The 16,713-nt window shown below is 68.1% G+C and carries 14 protein-coding genes; 3 read left to right on the plus strand and 11 right to left on the minus strand.

The features are described 5' to 3' along the window. The first annotated feature begins 29 nt into the window (after positions 1 to 29). Positions 30 to 884: a creatininase family protein gene (locus K5880_RS13730; protein ID WP_297653169.1), complete on the plus strand. Its 855-nt coding sequence runs from the start codon at positions 30 to 32 to the stop codon at positions 882 to 884. Between the two features lie 47 nt (positions 885 to 931). On the opposite strand, the gene K5880_RS13735 is transcribed toward K5880_RS13730, so the two are convergent. Further along, entirely contained in the window at positions 932 to 1,615 is a 684-nt protein-coding gene (locus K5880_RS13735; protein ID WP_297653172.1) for a histidine phosphatase family protein, read from the minus strand. 215 nt (positions 1,616 to 1,830) lie between these two features. On the opposite strand from K5880_RS13735, the gene K5880_RS13740 reads away from it, so the two are divergent. After that, positions 1,831 to 4,146, plus strand: a complete 2,316-nt coding sequence (locus K5880_RS13740; RefSeq protein WP_297653175.1) for a PAS domain-containing sensor histidine kinase — start codon at positions 1,831 to 1,833, stop codon at positions 4,144 to 4,146. Positions 4,147 to 4,181: 35 nt separating this feature from the next. Here K5880_RS13740 and K5880_RS13745 read toward each other — a convergent pair whose 3' ends face one another. The 8 genes from K5880_RS13745 to K5880_RS13780 are packed head-to-tail and all read right to left on the minus strand — an operon-like array spanning position 4,182 to position 10,584. Beyond that, the gene (locus K5880_RS13745) at positions 4,182 to 5,150 is read right to left on the minus strand and encodes a threonine dehydratase (RefSeq protein ID WP_297653178.1); all 969 of its coding nucleotides are present in this window, start codon (positions 5,148 to 5,150) and stop codon (positions 4,182 to 4,184) included. Further along, a complete protein-coding gene (locus K5880_RS13750) occupies positions 5,147 to 5,842 on the minus strand; it encodes a VOC family protein (protein WP_297653183.1) in 696 nt (231 codons plus the stop codon). The genes K5880_RS13745 and K5880_RS13750 overlap by 4 nt, the downstream gene beginning before the upstream one ends. Further along, positions 5,835 to 6,305: a cupin domain-containing protein gene (locus K5880_RS13755; RefSeq protein ID WP_297653186.1), complete on the minus strand. Its 471-nt coding sequence runs from the start codon at positions 6,303 to 6,305 to the stop codon at positions 5,835 to 5,837. The genes K5880_RS13750 and K5880_RS13755 overlap by 8 nt, the downstream gene beginning before the upstream one ends. Next, on the minus strand, positions 6,302 to 7,156 hold the full coding sequence (locus tag K5880_RS13760) for a PhzF family phenazine biosynthesis protein (protein ID WP_297653189.1): 855 nt from the start codon (positions 7,154 to 7,156) through the stop codon (positions 6,302 to 6,304). Before K5880_RS13760 ends, K5880_RS13755 begins: the two co-directional genes overlap by 4 nt. A 16-nt stretch (positions 7,157 to 7,172) precedes the next feature. Then, positions 7,173 to 7,793, minus strand: a complete 621-nt coding sequence (locus K5880_RS13765) for a glutathione S-transferase (protein ID WP_297653192.1) — start codon at positions 7,791 to 7,793, stop codon at positions 7,173 to 7,175. Next, positions 7,790 to 9,010, minus strand: a complete 1,221-nt coding sequence (locus K5880_RS13770) for a PLP-dependent aminotransferase family protein (protein WP_297653195.1) — start codon at positions 9,008 to 9,010, stop codon at positions 7,790 to 7,792. Before K5880_RS13770 ends, K5880_RS13765 begins: the two co-directional genes overlap by 4 nt. A gap of 12 nt (positions 9,011 to 9,022) precedes the next feature. Then, a complete protein-coding gene (locus tag K5880_RS13775) occupies positions 9,023 to 9,973 on the minus strand; it encodes a DMT family transporter (RefSeq protein ID WP_297653198.1) in 951 nt (316 codons plus the stop codon). Then, on the minus strand, positions 9,970 to 10,584 hold the full coding sequence (locus K5880_RS13780; protein ID WP_297653200.1) for a LysE family translocator: 615 nt from the start codon (positions 10,582 to 10,584) through the stop codon (positions 9,970 to 9,972). Before K5880_RS13780 ends, K5880_RS13775 begins: the two co-directional genes overlap by 4 nt. A 133-nt stretch (positions 10,585 to 10,717) precedes the next feature. Between K5880_RS13780 and K5880_RS13785 the strand changes: the two genes are divergently transcribed. Continuing rightward, positions 10,718 to 12,130: a PLP-dependent aminotransferase family protein gene (locus K5880_RS13785; RefSeq protein WP_297653203.1), complete on the plus strand. Its 1,413-nt coding sequence runs from the start codon at positions 10,718 to 10,720 to the stop codon at positions 12,128 to 12,130. 10 nt (positions 12,131 to 12,140) lie between these two features. Here K5880_RS13785 and K5880_RS13790 read toward each other — a convergent pair whose 3' ends face one another. Together K5880_RS13790 and K5880_RS13795 are read right to left on the minus strand one after the other, a co-directional pair. Further along, the gene (locus tag K5880_RS13790; protein WP_297653208.1) at positions 12,141 to 14,339 is read right to left on the minus strand and encodes a PAS domain-containing hybrid sensor histidine kinase/response regulator; all 2,199 of its coding nucleotides are present in this window, start codon (positions 14,337 to 14,339) and stop codon (positions 12,141 to 12,143) included. A 48-nt stretch (positions 14,340 to 14,387) separates the two neighbouring features. Next, the gene (locus K5880_RS13795; protein WP_297653211.1) at positions 14,388 to 16,289 is read right to left on the minus strand and encodes an ATP-binding cassette domain-containing protein; all 1,902 of its coding nucleotides are present in this window, start codon (positions 16,287 to 16,289) and stop codon (positions 14,388 to 14,390) included. Between the last annotated feature and the right edge of the window lie 424 nt (positions 16,290 to 16,713).

The raw sequence follows: 16,713 nt of genomic DNA on the forward strand, positions 1-16,713 counted from the left end.
TCTTACGGGGGCGGGCTTAAGATGCGCGCATGCCTGCCGCCCCCGCCCGTTTCTGGTCCGACCTGTCCACGGCCGACTTCGCCTCGCTGGACCTCGCGCGCGCCATTGCCGTGCTGCCGGTGGCGGCCATCGAACAGCATGGCCCGCACCTGCCGTTGTCGGTCGACACCGACATCGTCAACGGTGTCGTGCAGGCATCGCTGCCTCATCTGGCGGCCGATCTGCCGGCGCTCTTCCTGCCGACGCAGGCCGTGGGCTTCAGCCCCGAGCACACCCGCTTTGCCGGCACGCTCACGCTGAAGATCGAAACCCTGTTGCGGGTGTGGACCGAGATCGCTGAATGCGTCGCTGCCAGCGGCGTGAAGAAGCTGGTGCTGTTCAACGCGCACGGGGGGCAGGTGGGCGCGCTCGATCTGGTGGCGCGTGACCTGCGCGCGCGGCTGGGCATGCTGGTCTACAGCGTGAACTGGTTCCACCTGCCGCTGCGCGATGCCCAGGGACAGGACGTGAACGCGCTGTTCAGCGCCGAGGAACACCGCTTCGGCATCCACGCCGGCGAGATCGAAACCTCGCTGATGCTCGCGCTCGCGCCCGGGCGCGTGCGCATGCAGCAGGCCGAGTACTTCCGCTCCACCTCGCAGGACCGCGCGCGCGGCTTCCCCATCCTGGGCAACGGCAAGAGCGCCAAGCTGGCCTGGCAGATGCAGGACTACAACGCCACGGGCGCGGTCGGCAACGCGGGCGCCGCAAGTGCCGACAAGGGACGGGCCGTGCTGGATGCGGCCGGCCGCGCGCTGGCGCAGCTGCTGACGGAAATCGACCGGCTGCCGCCGGACACGCTGAGCGAACGCACGGCCTATCAGGCGGGCACCCGCGCGGGCTAGTCCTTTCGACCTGAGCCTGGCAAAGGGTCCGGTCCGAACGAACGGGCTTAGGCGTAAGTGATCCAGTCGCGGAAGTCCTTGCTGTCCAGGTGGGGCAAGGTGTTGTAGGTCAGCAGCGTGTGGCGCCTGGGGTTGAACTGGAACTCGGTCACCGCGCTGTTGCGGATGCGCAGGTTGAGTTCGATCGTCGCCTCCGGACTCAGCCCCAGCACGTGACCGACGGCGGTGGAGATCGGGCCGCCACTGGAGACCAGCAACACGTTCTGTCCATGATGGTTCGCGCGCACATGGTCGAGTGCGCTGGTCACGCCGCGCACGAATTCGTTGTAGCTCGGCATGCCCTGCGGACTCACCGTGCCTGCCATCCACTGCGTGAGCCCGTCGCGCAGCAGACGGAAATGGTGGCGGTACAGCTCGGGGGCCTCCTCGGCAGTGCGCGGCTTCTCCAGTGGGTGCGGGTGGATGGCGCGGATCACCGCCTCGCTGTCGTATTCGTTCAGGCCTGCCCAGGCCAGCGGCTCATGAGACAGGCCCGCACCCTCGGCGATGCCGGCCCAGGTCTGCTGGTGGCGGCGCAGCGTGCCGGTGATCACGGCGTCGAACACGAGGCCGCGTTCGGCCCAGTGCCGGCCCAGTTGCACGCTCTGGCGCTGCCCCATCACACTGAGCTGGTCGTAGTCGTCCGCGCCAAACGAGGCCTGGCCGTGGCGCACAAGGTAGAGGGTTCCCATGGGCGGCATTCTGTGGCCCCGCGGTGGCTGCGATTTGTCCCGGCAGCGACTGCGCGGTGCCACGACAGTCGCACAGGTGTCTGTGCCTGGGGCTGGTGTGCGCCGGTCGGTGGAACTCGCGCGGCTTTTCGGTGCTTTTCCCGCCCTAGGCGGTGAAGACCCCGTGCTTCAATGACCGCTTATGTTTCCCTTCGTGTGCCCACATGCTGTTTGACATGCCCACCCTGCTGGCCGTGCGGGTCGGCGTCGACATGCTGGTTGCCCTGGCGTTCTGGGGCCTGATGCGCCGATATCCCGGCATTGGCGGCCCGTCCTGGTGGGGCTTCGCTTCCCTGGTGTCGATCGTCGGATCAGTTGGCCTGTGGCTGCGCGGCAGCGCGCCTGATGCTCTGGCGTTCGGTCTGGGCAACACGGCCCTGTGCATGATTCCCTTGCTGTTCTGGATGGGTGTGCGCAGTTACCTGCACTTGCCTCGCCCGATGGTGCACGTGGCTTTGGTGGGCACGCTCACGCTGGTGGCCCAGCTCGTCTTCCTGCTGGTCTGGGATCTGCCCCGGATGCGGATGGCGAGCTTTGCCCTGGTGACCATCACCGTGACCGTGCTGGCGCTGCGCGACATGGTGCGGGCCGATCCGCTCAAGCGGGTGCCCGAAATGCAGGCCCTCAAGCTCCTGACTGCACTGGAGATGCTGGCGCTGATCGTGTTTGCATTGACCGTGCTGGTTGCCGGTCTGTCGGTGGCGAGCGTCGCGCCCACGGCCTTGTTCTTCTTCATGCTCGCCGGCTTGCTGCGCGCGGTGCTGTGCAGCGCGCTGGTGGCATACCGCCTGCGTGCTGATGGCGACAGGGCGCGCCAGGATCTGCAGCTGCGCGAGGCCAATTCGCGCGCCCTGATCGACAACCTCAGTGCGGGCGTGGTGGTGTATCGGCCCAACCACACGATCTCCAGTATCAACAGCGCCGCGCGCCGCTTCTTCGGCTGGAGCGAGGGCGGTGCCAACCCGGCGCTGGCTGAGCCCACCGGGGCGGGCTGGCAGATGCTGCGCGGGGATGGCCAGCCCATGCGCCGCCACGAGATGCCATTCGAGCACGTGCTGGCCACAGGCTTGCCGGTGAGGAACGTGGTAGTGGGTGTGCCTGTGGGCGGTGGCGACACGGTGCACTGGGCCCTGTGCAACGGCTACCCCGAGAGCGATGCGCAGGGCGGTTTGCGCCACGTGGTGCTGACCTTCATCGACATCACCTCGCTCAAGACAGCGCAGGGCGAGCAGAAGGCCCTGCAGGCGCAGCTGGCGCAGTCGCAAAAGATGGAGGCGCTGGGCACGCTCGCGGGCGGGGTGGCGCACGATTTCAACAACATCCTGGCCGCCATCCTCGGCAACGCCGACCTGGCGCGCCAGGACCTCGCGCACGACGCGCCGGCGCGCGAGAGCCTGCACGAGATCAGCACCGCTGCGCGCCGGGGCCGCGAGCTGGTGCGCCAGATCCTGGCCTTCAGCCGCCAGCAGCCGGCCGAGCGCACGCGCGTGGACGTGGGGGCCATCCTGGCCGAGACCTGCGGGCTGATGCGTTCCGCAGTACCCCCGCACGTGCAACTGCTGCACGAATGCCACCCGGAAACACCGGCTGTTCTGGCGGATGCCACGCAGCTCGGCCAGGTGCTGATCAACCTCGGCACCAATGCCGTGCATGCCCTGGAGGGCCGCGCCGGCAGGGTGGAGTGCCACCTCGACAGCGTGCCCGCGAGCGATCCGTGCCTGCCCGCCGACGTGGCCGCCACCTGCGCCAAGGCGGGAGTGGGCGCGGTGCGCCTGAGGGTGAGCGACAACGGTTGCGGCATGTCCGAGGCGGTGCGCAGCCGGATCTTCGAACCTTTCTTCACGACCAAGGCGGTGGGCAGGGGGACCGGTCTGGGCCTGCCGGTGGTGCTGGGCATCGTGCAGGTGCACGGCGGCGCCATCGATGTGCAGAGCCGCCCTGGCCAGGGCACGACGTTCACGCTGTACTTCCCCGCCGCGCCCGACAGTCCGCTTCCACCGACCCCCGATCCCGTCGCGGCCACAAAGACCGCTGATCCCGTCACAATGACCCTTCGCCCCCCAGAGGACCCTGAGACCGACCGAACGGAGACCCCTTCCATGGCCGAAGCCCTGCCTGCGGAACAACCTCACATCCTGTACCTGGACGACGATGACACGCTCGTCTTCCTGGTGCGCCGGCTGCTGGAGCGGCGCGGTTACTGCGTGACCGCGTTCACCGACCAGCAGCAGGCGGTCAAGGCCGTGAGCGAGAACCCCCAGGGCTTCCATCTGATGCTGACCGACTACAACATGCCCGGCATGTCGGGCCTGGATGTGGCGCGCGCGGTGCTGGCGCTCAACCCGAAACTGCCGGTGGCGGTGGCTTCGGGCTACATCACCGACGAACTGCAGGCGGAGGCCAAGGCGGCGGGCGTGCGCGAGGTGGTCTTCAAGACCGACGCGGTGGAGGCGTTCTGCGAGGTGGTCGCACGCCTGGTCAAGCCGGATTGAATGAGGACGACCCGCGCCGCAGCGCAGCGCGGGGATCACCGCCCGTTCAATACAGCGGCCAGCATGTCGCTGTCCACATTGCCGCCACTCAGTGTGGTGCCCACCACCTGCCCCCGCAGGGTGTCGCGTTCCTGCCAGGCGGCGGCGAAGCCCGCAGCGCCCGCACCCTCGGCCACGTTGTGGGTGTCGGCGAACAGCAGGCGCATGGCCTGCGCGATTTGATCGTCGCTCACCTGCACGATGCGCTCCAGGTGCGGCCCCAGCACCTCAAGCGCGGCGGCGTCGGCCACGCGGCAGGCCATGCCGTCGGCCAGCCGGGTGCTCACGGGTGCCTCGACGACACGGCCCGCGGCCAGTGAATCGGCGTACGTGGTGGCGTGCGCGCTGACCACGCCGATGATGCGCACCGGATGCCGCAGGGCCAGCTTGGCGGCGATCGCCGAGCAGGCGCCTGAACCGAGGCCGATCGGCACGTAGAGCACGTCGAGCTGCGGCGCGGCGCGCAGGAACTCCCACCAGCAGGTGCTCACGCCGCGCAGCAGGTCGGCGTGGAAGCTCGGCACCATGTGGGCACCACGCGCGGCGGCGAGTTCGATGGCGTGCTCGCGGCTGGCCTGGAAGTCGTCACCGTGTTCGATCAGCGTGGCGCCAAGCGCGCGCATGGCGGCGTTCTTTTCGACCGAATTGCCGTGCGGCACGACGATGGTGCAGGCCACGCCATGCGCGCGAGCCGCCCAGCCCACGCTCTGGCCGTGGTTGCCGCGCGTGGCGCTGACCACTTCACGCGGCAGCTCGCCCCGGTGCTTCAACTGATCGAAATACGTCAGGCCGCCGCGGACCTTGAATGCGCCCACCGGCGTGTGGTTCTCGTGCTTGAGCCAGCAGTCGGTGCCCAGGCGCGCGCTCAGCGTGGCCCAGCGGTACTGTGGCGTGGGCGCGAACTCGCGGTAGACCACGCGGGCGGCGGCCTCGATCTCGGACAGCGTGGGCAGGGCCTGGCTCATGGCGAGGAGAGCAGGGCCACGCGGCCTTGCGCCGGGGTGTCGAGTTCGGCCGTGAGGCCGGCGGGGCCGTCGCTCACGGTCAGCCCCTTCAGGCGCAGCACCTGCAGCGCCGCGCGCAGGCCGGCCGCTCCCGCATGGCGCAGGCGCAGCTGGCGCAGCGACACGCCGCTGTCGGGCATGTGGCGGGTGGGGTGTGTGCCCACCCACTGGATCAGCGTGGGCAGTGCGCCGTTGAACAGGCGCTGGCCGTCGTCGCGCACGCTGATGTGCCATTGCAGCAGGCCCTCGGGGGTCTGGCGCGAGGCGCTGACCACCGGCCCGCGCGGGATGCCGATGGCCTGGAGCGCGGCCACGGCCGCGCCGATGTCGGGCACGCTGGCGACCCAGTGCACCAGCTGCGGGCCGTGCTGCGCCAGCCGCGCGTGCATGGCCGGGTCGTCCAGGTCGAACCAGCGCCGCTGATGGGCTGCCCGCGTGGGCGTGGCCTTGGGGTCGATGGCAATGATCTCGAGGTAAGCGGCGGGCGGGCCGCTGCCATCGAGCTTGAGCAAGCGGTTGTGGGTGCCGAACAGCGGGTGCGCGCCACCCGGACCGGGCGTCACGCCCAGCGTGGCTTCGCACCAGGCCACGCCTTCGTCGAGCGTGCGCGCGGCCACCACGAGGTGGTCGATGCAGGTGCGGGCCTCAGTCATACGGCGTTCCGTCCTTGTGCGAAAAGCGCCACTGGCCGCCAAGCTGCAGGGCCTGCAGGTCGTCGTCCGGATAACTTGCGGTGTCACCGGCGGTGCGGTCGCCCACCTCCAGGTACACGACCTCCTGCGAGGTCTCGTTGATCAGCCGGTGGCCGTCGCCGCTGCCGGCGGCGAAGCCGGCGCAGTCGCCCGGTGCCAGGGGGGTGTGGCCCGCGTCGGTGTGCAGCGTCGGATGGCCTTGCAGGATGTAGACGAACTCGTCCTGCCGGCTGTGCGCATGGCGCAGCGCGGACACCGCGCCGGGTGCCATGCGCACGAGGTTGACGCCGAAATTCGTGAGCCCGAACAGATCACCCAGTGGGTGTTTCTGCCGGCCCGTCATGCGCGAGGCGAATGGCTCGGGGTAGTTGGATGGTTTGGTGCGCAGCGGCGTCGCGGCAGCGGTCAGGGATACGGGCTTCACAGCGACACCTCGCCTTCAATACAGGTGATGCAGTCACCCCCGATCCAGATGTTGCCGTCGGCATCGCGATCCACGTTCACGCGCCCACGGCGCCCCATGGCTGTGCCCTGCGACGCGACGTAGTTCGGCGGTGCCAGGCCCGCGCCGATCAGCCACTGCGCCACCGCGGCGTTGAGGCTGCCAGTGACCGGGTCTTCGGTGAGTGACTGGTGGCTCTGGAAGAAGGCGCGCAGCTCGAAGGCGGTGTCCGATCCCGCAGGCTGCGGCGCCACCAGGCCAATCTCCATGCCGGCGAGGACCGAGGCGTCGGGCCGCACAGCGAGCACCTGCTCGGCCGAGCGCAGCATCACACCGCGCCAGGGTGGGCCGTTCTCGCACCAGGCGTGGGCGACGATGTCCTCGCGCGCCAGGCCCAGGCCACGCGCGATCAGGGCCACGTCGGTCTCATCGAGCGGGCCGCTGCGCCGCAGCGGGGGCGCGGCGAACGCCATGCGTGCACCGTCGCGCCGGATGCGCACCAGCCCGACGCCGCATTCCTGCACCACGTGTTGCCCGGCGTGCGGCTGGCCACCTGCCTGCAGCCAGGCGTGGCAACTGCCCAGCGTGGGGTGGCCGGCGAAAGGCAGCTCGCGGCCCGGGCAGAAGATGCGCACGCGGTAGTCCGCGCCGGCGGCCCGGCCTTCGTCGGTGGGCGGCAGCAGGAAGGTGCACTCGGACAGATTGGTCCAGTCGGTGAAGCGCTGCATGGCTTCGGTGCTCAGGCCACTGCCGTCGAGCACCACGCCCAGCGGGTTGCCTAGGTAGGCCGTGTCGGTGAACACGTCGACTTGCTTGAACGGGCGTTGCGTCATCGGAGGTCTCCAGGCTTCAGGACAGGGGCAGATCGAGCACGCCGCGGCTCGCGGGCATGGCGAGCCAGCCGGCGTACCAGCGTTCGAGATGCGGCCTGGGCGGGCGTGGCTGCGGCAGGCCCCACCAGCGGTGGACTTCGCAGGCGATCGGGATGTCGGCCATGGACAGGGTGTCGCCGGCCATGAAGGGCTGGCGCGCAAGGTGCCGGTCGAGCAGCGCGAACAGCGGCTCGGTGGCAGCCACCGACTGCGCGATCACCTGCGGGCTGCGCTGCTCCGCCGGGGTGCGGAACCACTGCACGAAAGCCGGGCCGCCCGCGCGGTTGAGCGTGGTCTGCTGCCAGTCCATCCAGCGCTCGGCGTCGAAGCGCTGCCGCAGGTCGGCGGGATAGAGCTTGCCCTGCCTGGCGCAGAGGTAGCGCACGATGGTGTTGCTCTCCCAGAGCGTGAAGTCACCGTCCTGCAGCAGCGGTACCAGGCCGTTGGGGTTGCGTGTGCGGTAGTCGGGCGTGTCCACCACGCCGTAGGCCAGGCCGGCGTTGGTGCGCGGCAGATCGATGCCGAGCACCTGCGCGCACAGCACCACCTTGCGCACATTGATCGAGCTAAGCCGACCCCAGAGATGCAGGGTGGTCATGTGCCCCGCTGCTCCCGTATGGCCCGGGCCAGCGCGGCAATGCCGATGCGGATCTGCTCCACGCTGGCGGTGACGAAGCTCAGGCGCAGGGTGCGCGCATCGGGTTCGCCGGCGTAGAACGCGGCACCCGGCACGAAGGCCACGCCCTTGTCCACCGCGCGTGGCAGCAGGTCGATCGCGCTCATGCCGGCGGGCAAGCGCAGCCAGAGGAACATGCCACCGTCGGGTGAGTTCCATTGCACGTCCAGCCCCTCCATCTCCTGGCCCAGGCAGTCGAGCATGGTCGCGCACTGGCTCTTGTACAGCGCGCGGATGGTGGGTACGTGGCGCTCCAGAAAGCCGTCCTTGATGACCTCGGCCACCATGCGCTGGTTGAAGCCGGGGCTGTGCAGGTCGGCCGCCTGCTTGGCCTGCAGCAGCTTGGGGTACACCGACGCGGGCGCCACGATGAAGCCCAGGCGCAAGCCGGGGGCGAGCACCTTGGAGAAGGAACCGAGGTAGATGCAGCCCTCGGGGTGGCGCGCGGCCAGCGGCGGGGGTGGTGGCGCATCGAACCAGAGGTCGCCGTAGGGGTTGTCCTCGACGATGGGCAGGCCCAGCGCGGCCGCGCGTGCCACCAGCGCGGCGCGGCGCGCCTCGCTCATGCTGCGCCCGGTGGGGTTCTGGAAGTTGGGCAGCACATACAGGAAGCGCGCGCGGTCCGCGCCGCTGCCCAATTGCCGTTCGAGATCGTCCACGTCGATGCCCTCGGCGTCGCTGGCCACGCTGCGGATCTCGGGCTCCATGGGCGTGAAGGCCTGCAGCGCGCCCAGGTAGGTGGGTGTTTCCACCAGCACGCGGCTGCCGCTGTCGACCAGCACCTTGGCCACCAGGTCCAGGCCCTGCTGGCTGCCGGTGGTGATCAGCACCTGGGCCGGGTCCACCGCCCAGGGCAGTTGCGCGGCGACCGCCTCGCGCAGCGGTGCGTAGCCTTCGCTGGCGGCGTACTGCAGCGCGGCCTGGCCGTCTTGCGCCAGCACCTTGGCGCAGGCGGCAGCAAACTCGGTCACAGGAAAAGTCTTGGGGGAGGGCAGGCCGCCGGCGAAGCTGATGATGCCGGGCTTCTCGGTCACCTTGAGGATCTCGCGGATGACCGAGGGGTTCATGCGCGCGGCGCGGCGCGCCAGCGTCCAGGGCGTCGCGGCAGTAGACGGGGTGGGCAGGTCGTTGGGCTTCATGGGTTTCTCCGGTCAGATCCGTTCGGTCGCGGCGCGTGCGCTGGCGTGCACCGGCATTTTCCTGCCGATGAAGACGGTGGCGATCACGGCGGCGGCAAAGCCCAGCGTGAGCGCGTCCAGCCGTTCGCCCAGCAGGGGCACGGCAAACAACATGCCGAGGATGGGTTGCACCAGTTGCACCTGGCTCACGCGCACCGTGCCGCCCAGGGCCAGGCCGCGGTACCAGGCAAAGAAGCCGATCCACATCGAGAACACGGCGGTGTAGGCGAAGCCCCACCAGGCCGAGGCGGGCAGCGCTGCCTGCGGACGGGTGAGGACGGCCAGCGGCAAGGTGAGCGGCAGTGCGATCAGCAGCGCCCAGCAGATCACGTGCTCGGCCCGCATGCGCTGGGACAGCCGCGCGCCGTAGGCGTAACCGATGGCCGCGCAGAGCATGGCCAGGAGCAAAAGGGCATCAGCCGGGTGCACGTTGAGGCCGGCGCTGCCCGAGCGCAGCACGGCGAAGCCGATCACCAGCGCACTGCCCAGCGCCGCGCAGAGCCAGAAGCCGCTGGACGGACGCTGGCGGTGCAGCAGTGCGGCCACGGCCGCGGTGGCCAGTGGCAGAACGCCCACGATCACGCTGGCGTGCACCGCTTCCACGTAGCGCATGGCCGCCGAAGTGAACAGGGGGAAGCCGAAGACCACACCAGCCGACGTGATGGCCAGCGGCCACAGATCCTGGTGCCGCGGCAGCGGCGCGCGCGTGGCCACGAGGAACACGATGGAGAGCAGCGCCGCCACGACAGCACGGCCGAGTGCCACGAACACGCCCGACATCTGTGGCGCATCGACCGTGCCGACGGCCAGCCGCGTCATGGGCAGCGTGAGCGCAAACATCGTCACGCCCAGCAGGCCCAGCAGCAGTCCCCGGTTGGCGGGCCGGTCGATCCAGCGCGGGGCAGGCAATGCCTGTGTGCTCATACGGTCACCATCCACAGCGCAGTGGCCATCAGCACGCCGGCGAGCACGCGGTTGAACCACACCAGCCGTCTGCCCTGCCTGAGCCACTGCCGCAGCAGCGAACCGGTCAGCGCATAGGCGAAGTTGCTGGTGAAGGCGAAGAGCACCATCACCCCGCAGATGATGGCCAGGCGCTCGCTCGGGTTGCTCGCCGGTTGTCCCGCGGCGTTGACCACCCAGCCCGCGGTGAGCGTGAGCGCGAGCATCCAGGCCTTGATGTTGAGGAACTGCAGGCCTACGCCCTGCAGGAAGGTCACGTTGAGTCGCGTCTGGTCGACCTCGGACAGCGTCGCGGTGCCGGCCAGCTTCCAGGCCAGCCACAGCATGTAGGCCACGCCCAGCAGTTTCACGCCCCAGCGCAGGGCCGGCACGCCCAGCACCAGCGCGCCCAGGCCGAGGCCGCAGGCCAGCATCAGCAGCGTCCAGCCGGTCGGTACCGCCAGGCAGAAGGGCATGGCGCGCCGCAGGCCCAGGTTGGCGGCGAGGGCCGTGGATAGCGTCGTGTTCGGCCCCGGCGAAAAACTCATCGCGGTGGCGAACAGCAGCAGGGCAGTCAGCTCGGTGGCGCTCATGATCGGGCTTGTCAATGCGGGAGGTTCAATGTAATGTTCGGCGCCAGTACACAACCAGTACAGTTGGCAATGGCAGTTGTGAAACTGTATTGGTTGTTTCGACAGTACACGCACCGCCCAGGAAGCCCCCGCCATGCTGATGAAGACCTCCGCACAGTCCCTGACCGAGCAGCTTGCCCTGCGGTTTGCCGACCGCATCCGCAGCCGCCTGCTGGCGCCGGGCGCGCGCTTGCCCTCGGTGCGCCAGTGCGCGCAGCAGCACGGGGTGAGCCCGTCGACCGTGGTCGCGGCCTACGACCAGTTGCTCGCGCAAGGCCTGGTGCATGCGCGCAAGAACCGGGGCTTCTTCGTGCGCGAGATGAGCCCTGGTCGCGGCGAAGGCGCGCTCGCCGATGGGCCGAAGACCGGCTCCCGAGCGGGCGCATCGCCCGTCAACGCGACGGCGCTGATCCGCGGCATGTTCCACAAGGTCAGCAACAAGCCGCATCCGGGCATGGGGGTGTTTCCGCCCGACTGGCTTGAATCCACTTTCATGCCTGCCGCGGTGCGCAAGGTCACCGGTACGCGTGCGCTGCAGGATTTTTCGCTCCAGTACGGCGAGCCGCTGGGTGATGCCGGCCTGCGCCGCGTGCTGTCCCAGAAGCTCGCCACGCTCAACGTGCACGCCGAGGCCGATCACATCATCACCACCGTGGGGGCCACCCATGCGCTGGACATCGTGAGCCGCACCTTGTTGCGTGCGGGCGATCCGGTGATGGTTGAGGAGCCCGGCTGGGCGGTGGAGTTCGCGCGCCTGGCCGCGCTGGGCATGCGCATTCTGCCGGTGCCCCGGCGCGCCGACGGTCCCGATCTGGAGGTGATGGCCAGGTACTGCGATGTGCACAAGCCCAAGATGTACGTCAGTGTGAGCGTGTTCCACAACCCCACGGGCTATTGCCTCTCGCCCGGCAGCGCGCACCGCTTGCTGCAACTGGCCAACCGGCACAACTTCCACATCGTCGAAGACGACACCTACAGCCATATCGCGCCCGAGCACGCCACCCGCCTGACAGCGCTCGATGGCCTGCAGCGCACGATTTACGTCAGCGGCTTTGCCAAGATCCTTGCACCCAACTGGCGCATCGGCTACCTGGCGGCGCCGCCAGCGCTGGTGGAGCCGCTGCTCGATACCAAACTGCTTTCCACGCTGACCACGCCCGCGCTGCTGGAGAAGGCGCTGGCGCTGTGCATCGAGCAGGGCCAGTTGCGCCGCCACGCCGAGCGCATCCGCACGCGGCTCGACGCGGCGCGCGCGCGCAGCGTGAAGCTGGCGCTGGGCGCGGGCTGCACGTTTGCCGCCGAGCCGGTGGGCTTGTTCGGCTGGGTGGACGCGGGGGTGGACACTGATGCGCTGGCGCAGCGCATGCTGGACGAGGGTTACCTGATCGCGCCAGGCGCGTTGTTCCACGCGGCGCGCACGCCGAGCACGCTCATGCGCATCAACTTCGCGACCACGCAGGATGCGGCCTTCTGGCGTGTTTTTGCGCGCCTCAGGGCCGCAGGCTGAGGCCTTCGCTTCAGAGCCGCGTGTCGAACAGGTCGCGGCCCCGCGCGTGCAGCAACTCGGCCAGGGCCAGATCGATCTGGCGCGCCTCGGCCTGCAGCAGCGGCAGCGCGCGGGCGAACAGGTGCCAGTCGCCAGCGCGCGCGGCCAGTTCCAGGCCTTTGGCCAGGCGGGCGCCGCGTTCGGCGGTCATGCTGCCCAGCGAGCCCTTGAGGCCGTGTGCATGTGCCACGGCGGCGGCCGTGTCGCGTTCGGCGAGCGCGCGTTGCAGATCATGCTGGCGGGAGGCGAGATCGGCGCGCATTGCCTGTGCGAGCTGGCTCAGGGTTTCTTCGTCGCCATCGAGACGGCGCAGCAGCTTCTCCACGTCCAGCGCTTCCAGGTGCGCTGCGGCCCGCGCGGAGCCCACCGGAACCTCGGTCTGCACTGACTCGGTAGCAGGAATGCGTGGGGCATCGACGGGTTCGTTCACTTTCAGAACGCGGTCCATTTCCTCGATCAGCGCCTGCGGGCTCACGGGCTTCGCGGTGTAGCCGTCCATGCCGGCTGCCAGGCAGGCTTCACGGTCGCCGGGCATGGCGTTGGCCGTCACCGCCACGATCGGCGTGCGGGGCATCTTGCGGCGGGCCTCGATGTCACGAATCTCCTGTGTGGCCTGCAAGCCGCTCATGCCCGGCATCTGTACATCCATCAGCACCATGTCGATGCCACCCTGTTCCCATTGCGCCACGGCATGCACGCCGCCGCGTGCCACGCGCACGGTGCAGCCCAGGCGCAGCAGCAGCTGCCGCATCATGAGTTCGTTGACCGGGTGGTCCTCGGCCAGCAGCACCACCAGACCGACATAGCGTGGCCCGGCCTGCGCAAGCTCCAGCAGCTCGGCCGGGGCGCTCTGCGGGCTGCGTTCCAGCGTGGGAATTTCGCGCAGTGGCAGAGTGACGGTGAAGATGCTGCCTGCACCGGCCGCGCTTTGCAGTGCAATGTCGCCACCCATCAGGCGCGCCAGGTGCGCGCAGATGGCCAAGCCCAACCCGCTGCCGCCATGGCTGCGGGCAGTGGACGCGTCGGCCTGCGTGAATGCGTCGAAGATCGTAGCCTGGAGATGCTGTGCGATTCCCACGCCGTTGTCGCGTACCTGCACCTGCAGGCGTTGCTGCGTGTCGCCGGCTGGTGCCAGCGCGGTGGCCCGCACTTCGATCAGGCCGCCCTCCGGCGTGAACTTGACGGCATTGGAGAGCAGGTTGCTCATCACCTGGCGCAGGCGCTCGGAGTCACCCATCACCCACTGCGGCAGCGCCGACGAAAGGTCGAAGCGCACGCTCAGGGACTTGGCCCGGGCCAGTTCGGCGTAGACCGCCGTGACCTGCTCGAGCGTCTGGTGCAAGTCAAAGCGCAGATTCTCGATGTCGAGCTTGCCGGCCTCGATGCGCGAGAGATCGAGGATGTCATTGAGCAATCCCAGCAACGTATGAGCCGAGCTGTCCATGAGCGCCAGCCACTCAGTCTGCTCGGTGTTGAGCGGCGAGTCCGTCAGCATGCGCGTCAGGCCCATGATCGCATTCAGGGGCGTGCGCACCTCATGGCTGATATTGGCCAGGAACTCGCTCTTGGCGCGGCTGGCCTGTTCGGCCATTTCCTGCGCGCGAACGCGATCGTGTTCGATGCGCTTGCGTTCGCTGATGTCGGCCAGCGTGCCCATGAGCCGCAGCGGGTTGCCTTTGGGATCGTGCTCGGCCACCATGGCGTGCGTCTCCACCCACAGCCAGCCATCGGCTGTGCGGACGCGGTGCTGCACCACACCCCGCTGGCTGCGGCCTTCGAGAAGTGCAAGTACCAGCGTGCGCAAAGCCTCGAGGTCGTCCGGGTGCAGGCGTGCGCGCAGGTCGGGCACTTCCCAGTAGCCGTCGGCGGCGATGTCGCCCAGCAGCTCTCCCCAACGGGCGGTCAGGAAGACCTGAGTGGCCGGCAACTGCCAGTCCCACAGTGCCAGCCCGGCTGCGTCAACGGCCAGCTGCAATCGGTCGCGGGTCTCGTCGAGCGCTTCTTCAGCCAGCAGTCGGCTGTTGGACTCGCGGTGTACCGTGCCGCGCAAGCGGTCGAGCTCGCGGTTCTGGTGTTCGAGCTCGCCCAGCAGCTTCTGCGTGCGCTCGCGCTCATGCTCGAGCTCGTTCAGCGTGCGCTGCAGGTCAAAGGCGAGACGATCTGGCGTCATGGGCGTGTGTGAGGTGGTGCCAAGGCGAGAGTACCCCGTGCAGAGCCCTCAGCTGCCGCCAAGCGCCTCCCAGCGTTCCAGAGCCAAAAGCCATTCCCCCTCGACTTCGGCATGCCGGGCGGCAAGTTGAGCGGCCCGGGCAGGATCGCTGTGAAAAAGTTGGCCATTTTCGATTTCCTTGGCGATGCCGGCCTGTTCGGCCTCGAGTTCAGCCATGCGCGCGGGCAAGCCATCGAACTCGCGCTGTTCCTTGTAGCTGAGCTTTTTTCTGGTGGCTCCCTGCCTGGATGGTTCCTCGCTGGCCGGTGCAACGGCTGGCCGGGCAGGAACTGGCGCGGGGGTCTCCCGCCCGTGTTGCAGCGCCTCGGCGCGCGCGGACTGTGTGAGCCAGTCCTGCACATCCCCTACGTACTCGCGCCAGCGACCGTCGCCCTCGAAGACCAGTGTGCTGGTAACCACATTGTCCAGGAAGCGCCGGTCGTGGCTGACCAGGAAGACCGTGCCCTCATATTGTTGCAGCAGGTCCTCCAGTAACTCCAGGGTATCGATGTCCAGATCATTGGTGGGCTCGTCCAGCACCAGCACGTTGGCCGGGCGCGCAAACAGACGTGCCAGCAGCAGGCGGTTGCGTTCGCCGCCCGACAGTGTGCGCACCGGCGCATGGGCACGTGCCGGTGAAAACAGGAAGTCGCTCAGGTAGCTCTTCACGTGGATGCGCTTGTTGCCGATCTCGATCCATTCGCTGCCCGGACTGATGAAATCCTCCAGAGTGGCGTCCAGGTCCAGCTGGTCACGCATCTGGTCGAAGTAAGCCACGCTGAGCTTGCTGCCCTGGCGCACGCTGCCGCTCGTGGGCTGCAGTTCTCCGAGGATGATTCTGAGCAGCGTGGTCTTGCCGGCGCCATTGGGTCCGATCAGGCCGATCTTGTCTCCACGCAGGATGGTGGACGAAAAATCCCGGATCACGGTGCGTTCTCCGCCATCTGTTGCCGCAAAGGATTGCGTCACCTTCTCCAGCTCCGCCACGATCTTGCCGCTGGCTTGACCACTGGCGACGTCCAGCCTCACGCTGCCGATTGCATCGCGCCGCTGGGCACGCTGCTCTCGCAGCCGCTGCAGTCGCGTGATGCGTCCCTGTGCTCGGGTGCGACGTGCCTCTACGCCTTTTCGGACCCAGACCTCCTCCTGGGCCAGCAACTTGTCTGCGCGGGCGTTGATCACCGCTTCCTGCGCCAGCTGCTCTTCCTTCAGCATCTGGTACTGCGCGAAGTTGCCGGGATAGCTCAACAGCCGCCCGCGGTCGAGTTCAACCATTCGGGTGGCTACGCGATCCAGAAAGGCACGATCGTGACTGATGGTGACCACGCTGCCCTTGTATTCCAGCAGCAGATCTTCCAGCCAGGTGATGCTGTCGAGATCCAGGTGGTTGGTGGGTTCATCCAGCAGCAGCACGTCCGGGCGGCTTACCAGCGCCTGTGCCAGCGCCACGCGCTTCCTGTTGCCTCCGGAGAGCGTGCCGACCCGCACCTGCGCATCCAGATGAAGACGGTGCAGGGTTTCCTCGACCCGCTGCTCCCAGTTCCAGGCGTCCAGGGCCTCGATGCGCCCTTGCAATTGATCCAGGTCCAACCCGTCGGCTCCACTCAGATAAAGGTCACGCGCTGCCCGTGCGTCGGCGAGACCGATGCTGGCGGCTTCGAATACTGTTGATGCCATGTCCAGGACAGGCTCCTGTGGCACATAAGCGATGCGCACACCCGTCTGGACCTGCAGCGTGCCGTCGTCGGCTTTCTCCAGCGATGCGAGGATTTTCAGTAGAGACGACTTGCCCGTCCCGTTGCGCCCGATCAGGCCGACGCGCTCTTGCGTCTCAAGTGCAAAATCCGTGTGATCGAGCAGCGCAACGTGGCCAAAAGCCAGCTGAGCATCCTGCAGAGTGATGAGTGCCATGAAAAGCCCGAGTCGAAAGTGACGCGATTATCCCCGCGGCATTGCCGCTGGTTCCATGGGTGCACGGAGCAGCAAGCCTGGCCAGATCTCCCGGGTTTTCACATACTTACTTATAGATAAGAGAACCTGGTGGGGCGAGCCTGGTACGACGCCACTGATGAGCTAGGCATGCGGCACTGCCCTGCCGAAAAATTTTGTCGACGCTTTGACGGCAGATCAAAAACTGTCGTATACTGCAAGGCTTCGCTGCTCGCTATCGAGTCTCAAGTCACTGAGTGCAGCGGCGAAGATATGACGGCGAAGGCGGTGCAAAAAAGTGAGTGGAAACCCTAGCTTTTTTGACAAGTGGCCAAAAACTGTGTCATAATGCGAGGCTCAGCTGATCGCAGCTAAGCAGGCAGACGAAGGTGGTGAAAGCCGCTGG

This window comes from Hydrogenophaga sp. (assembly GCF_025699295.1).
Lineage (GTDB): Bacteria > Pseudomonadota > Gammaproteobacteria > Burkholderiales > Burkholderiaceae_C > Hydrogenophaga.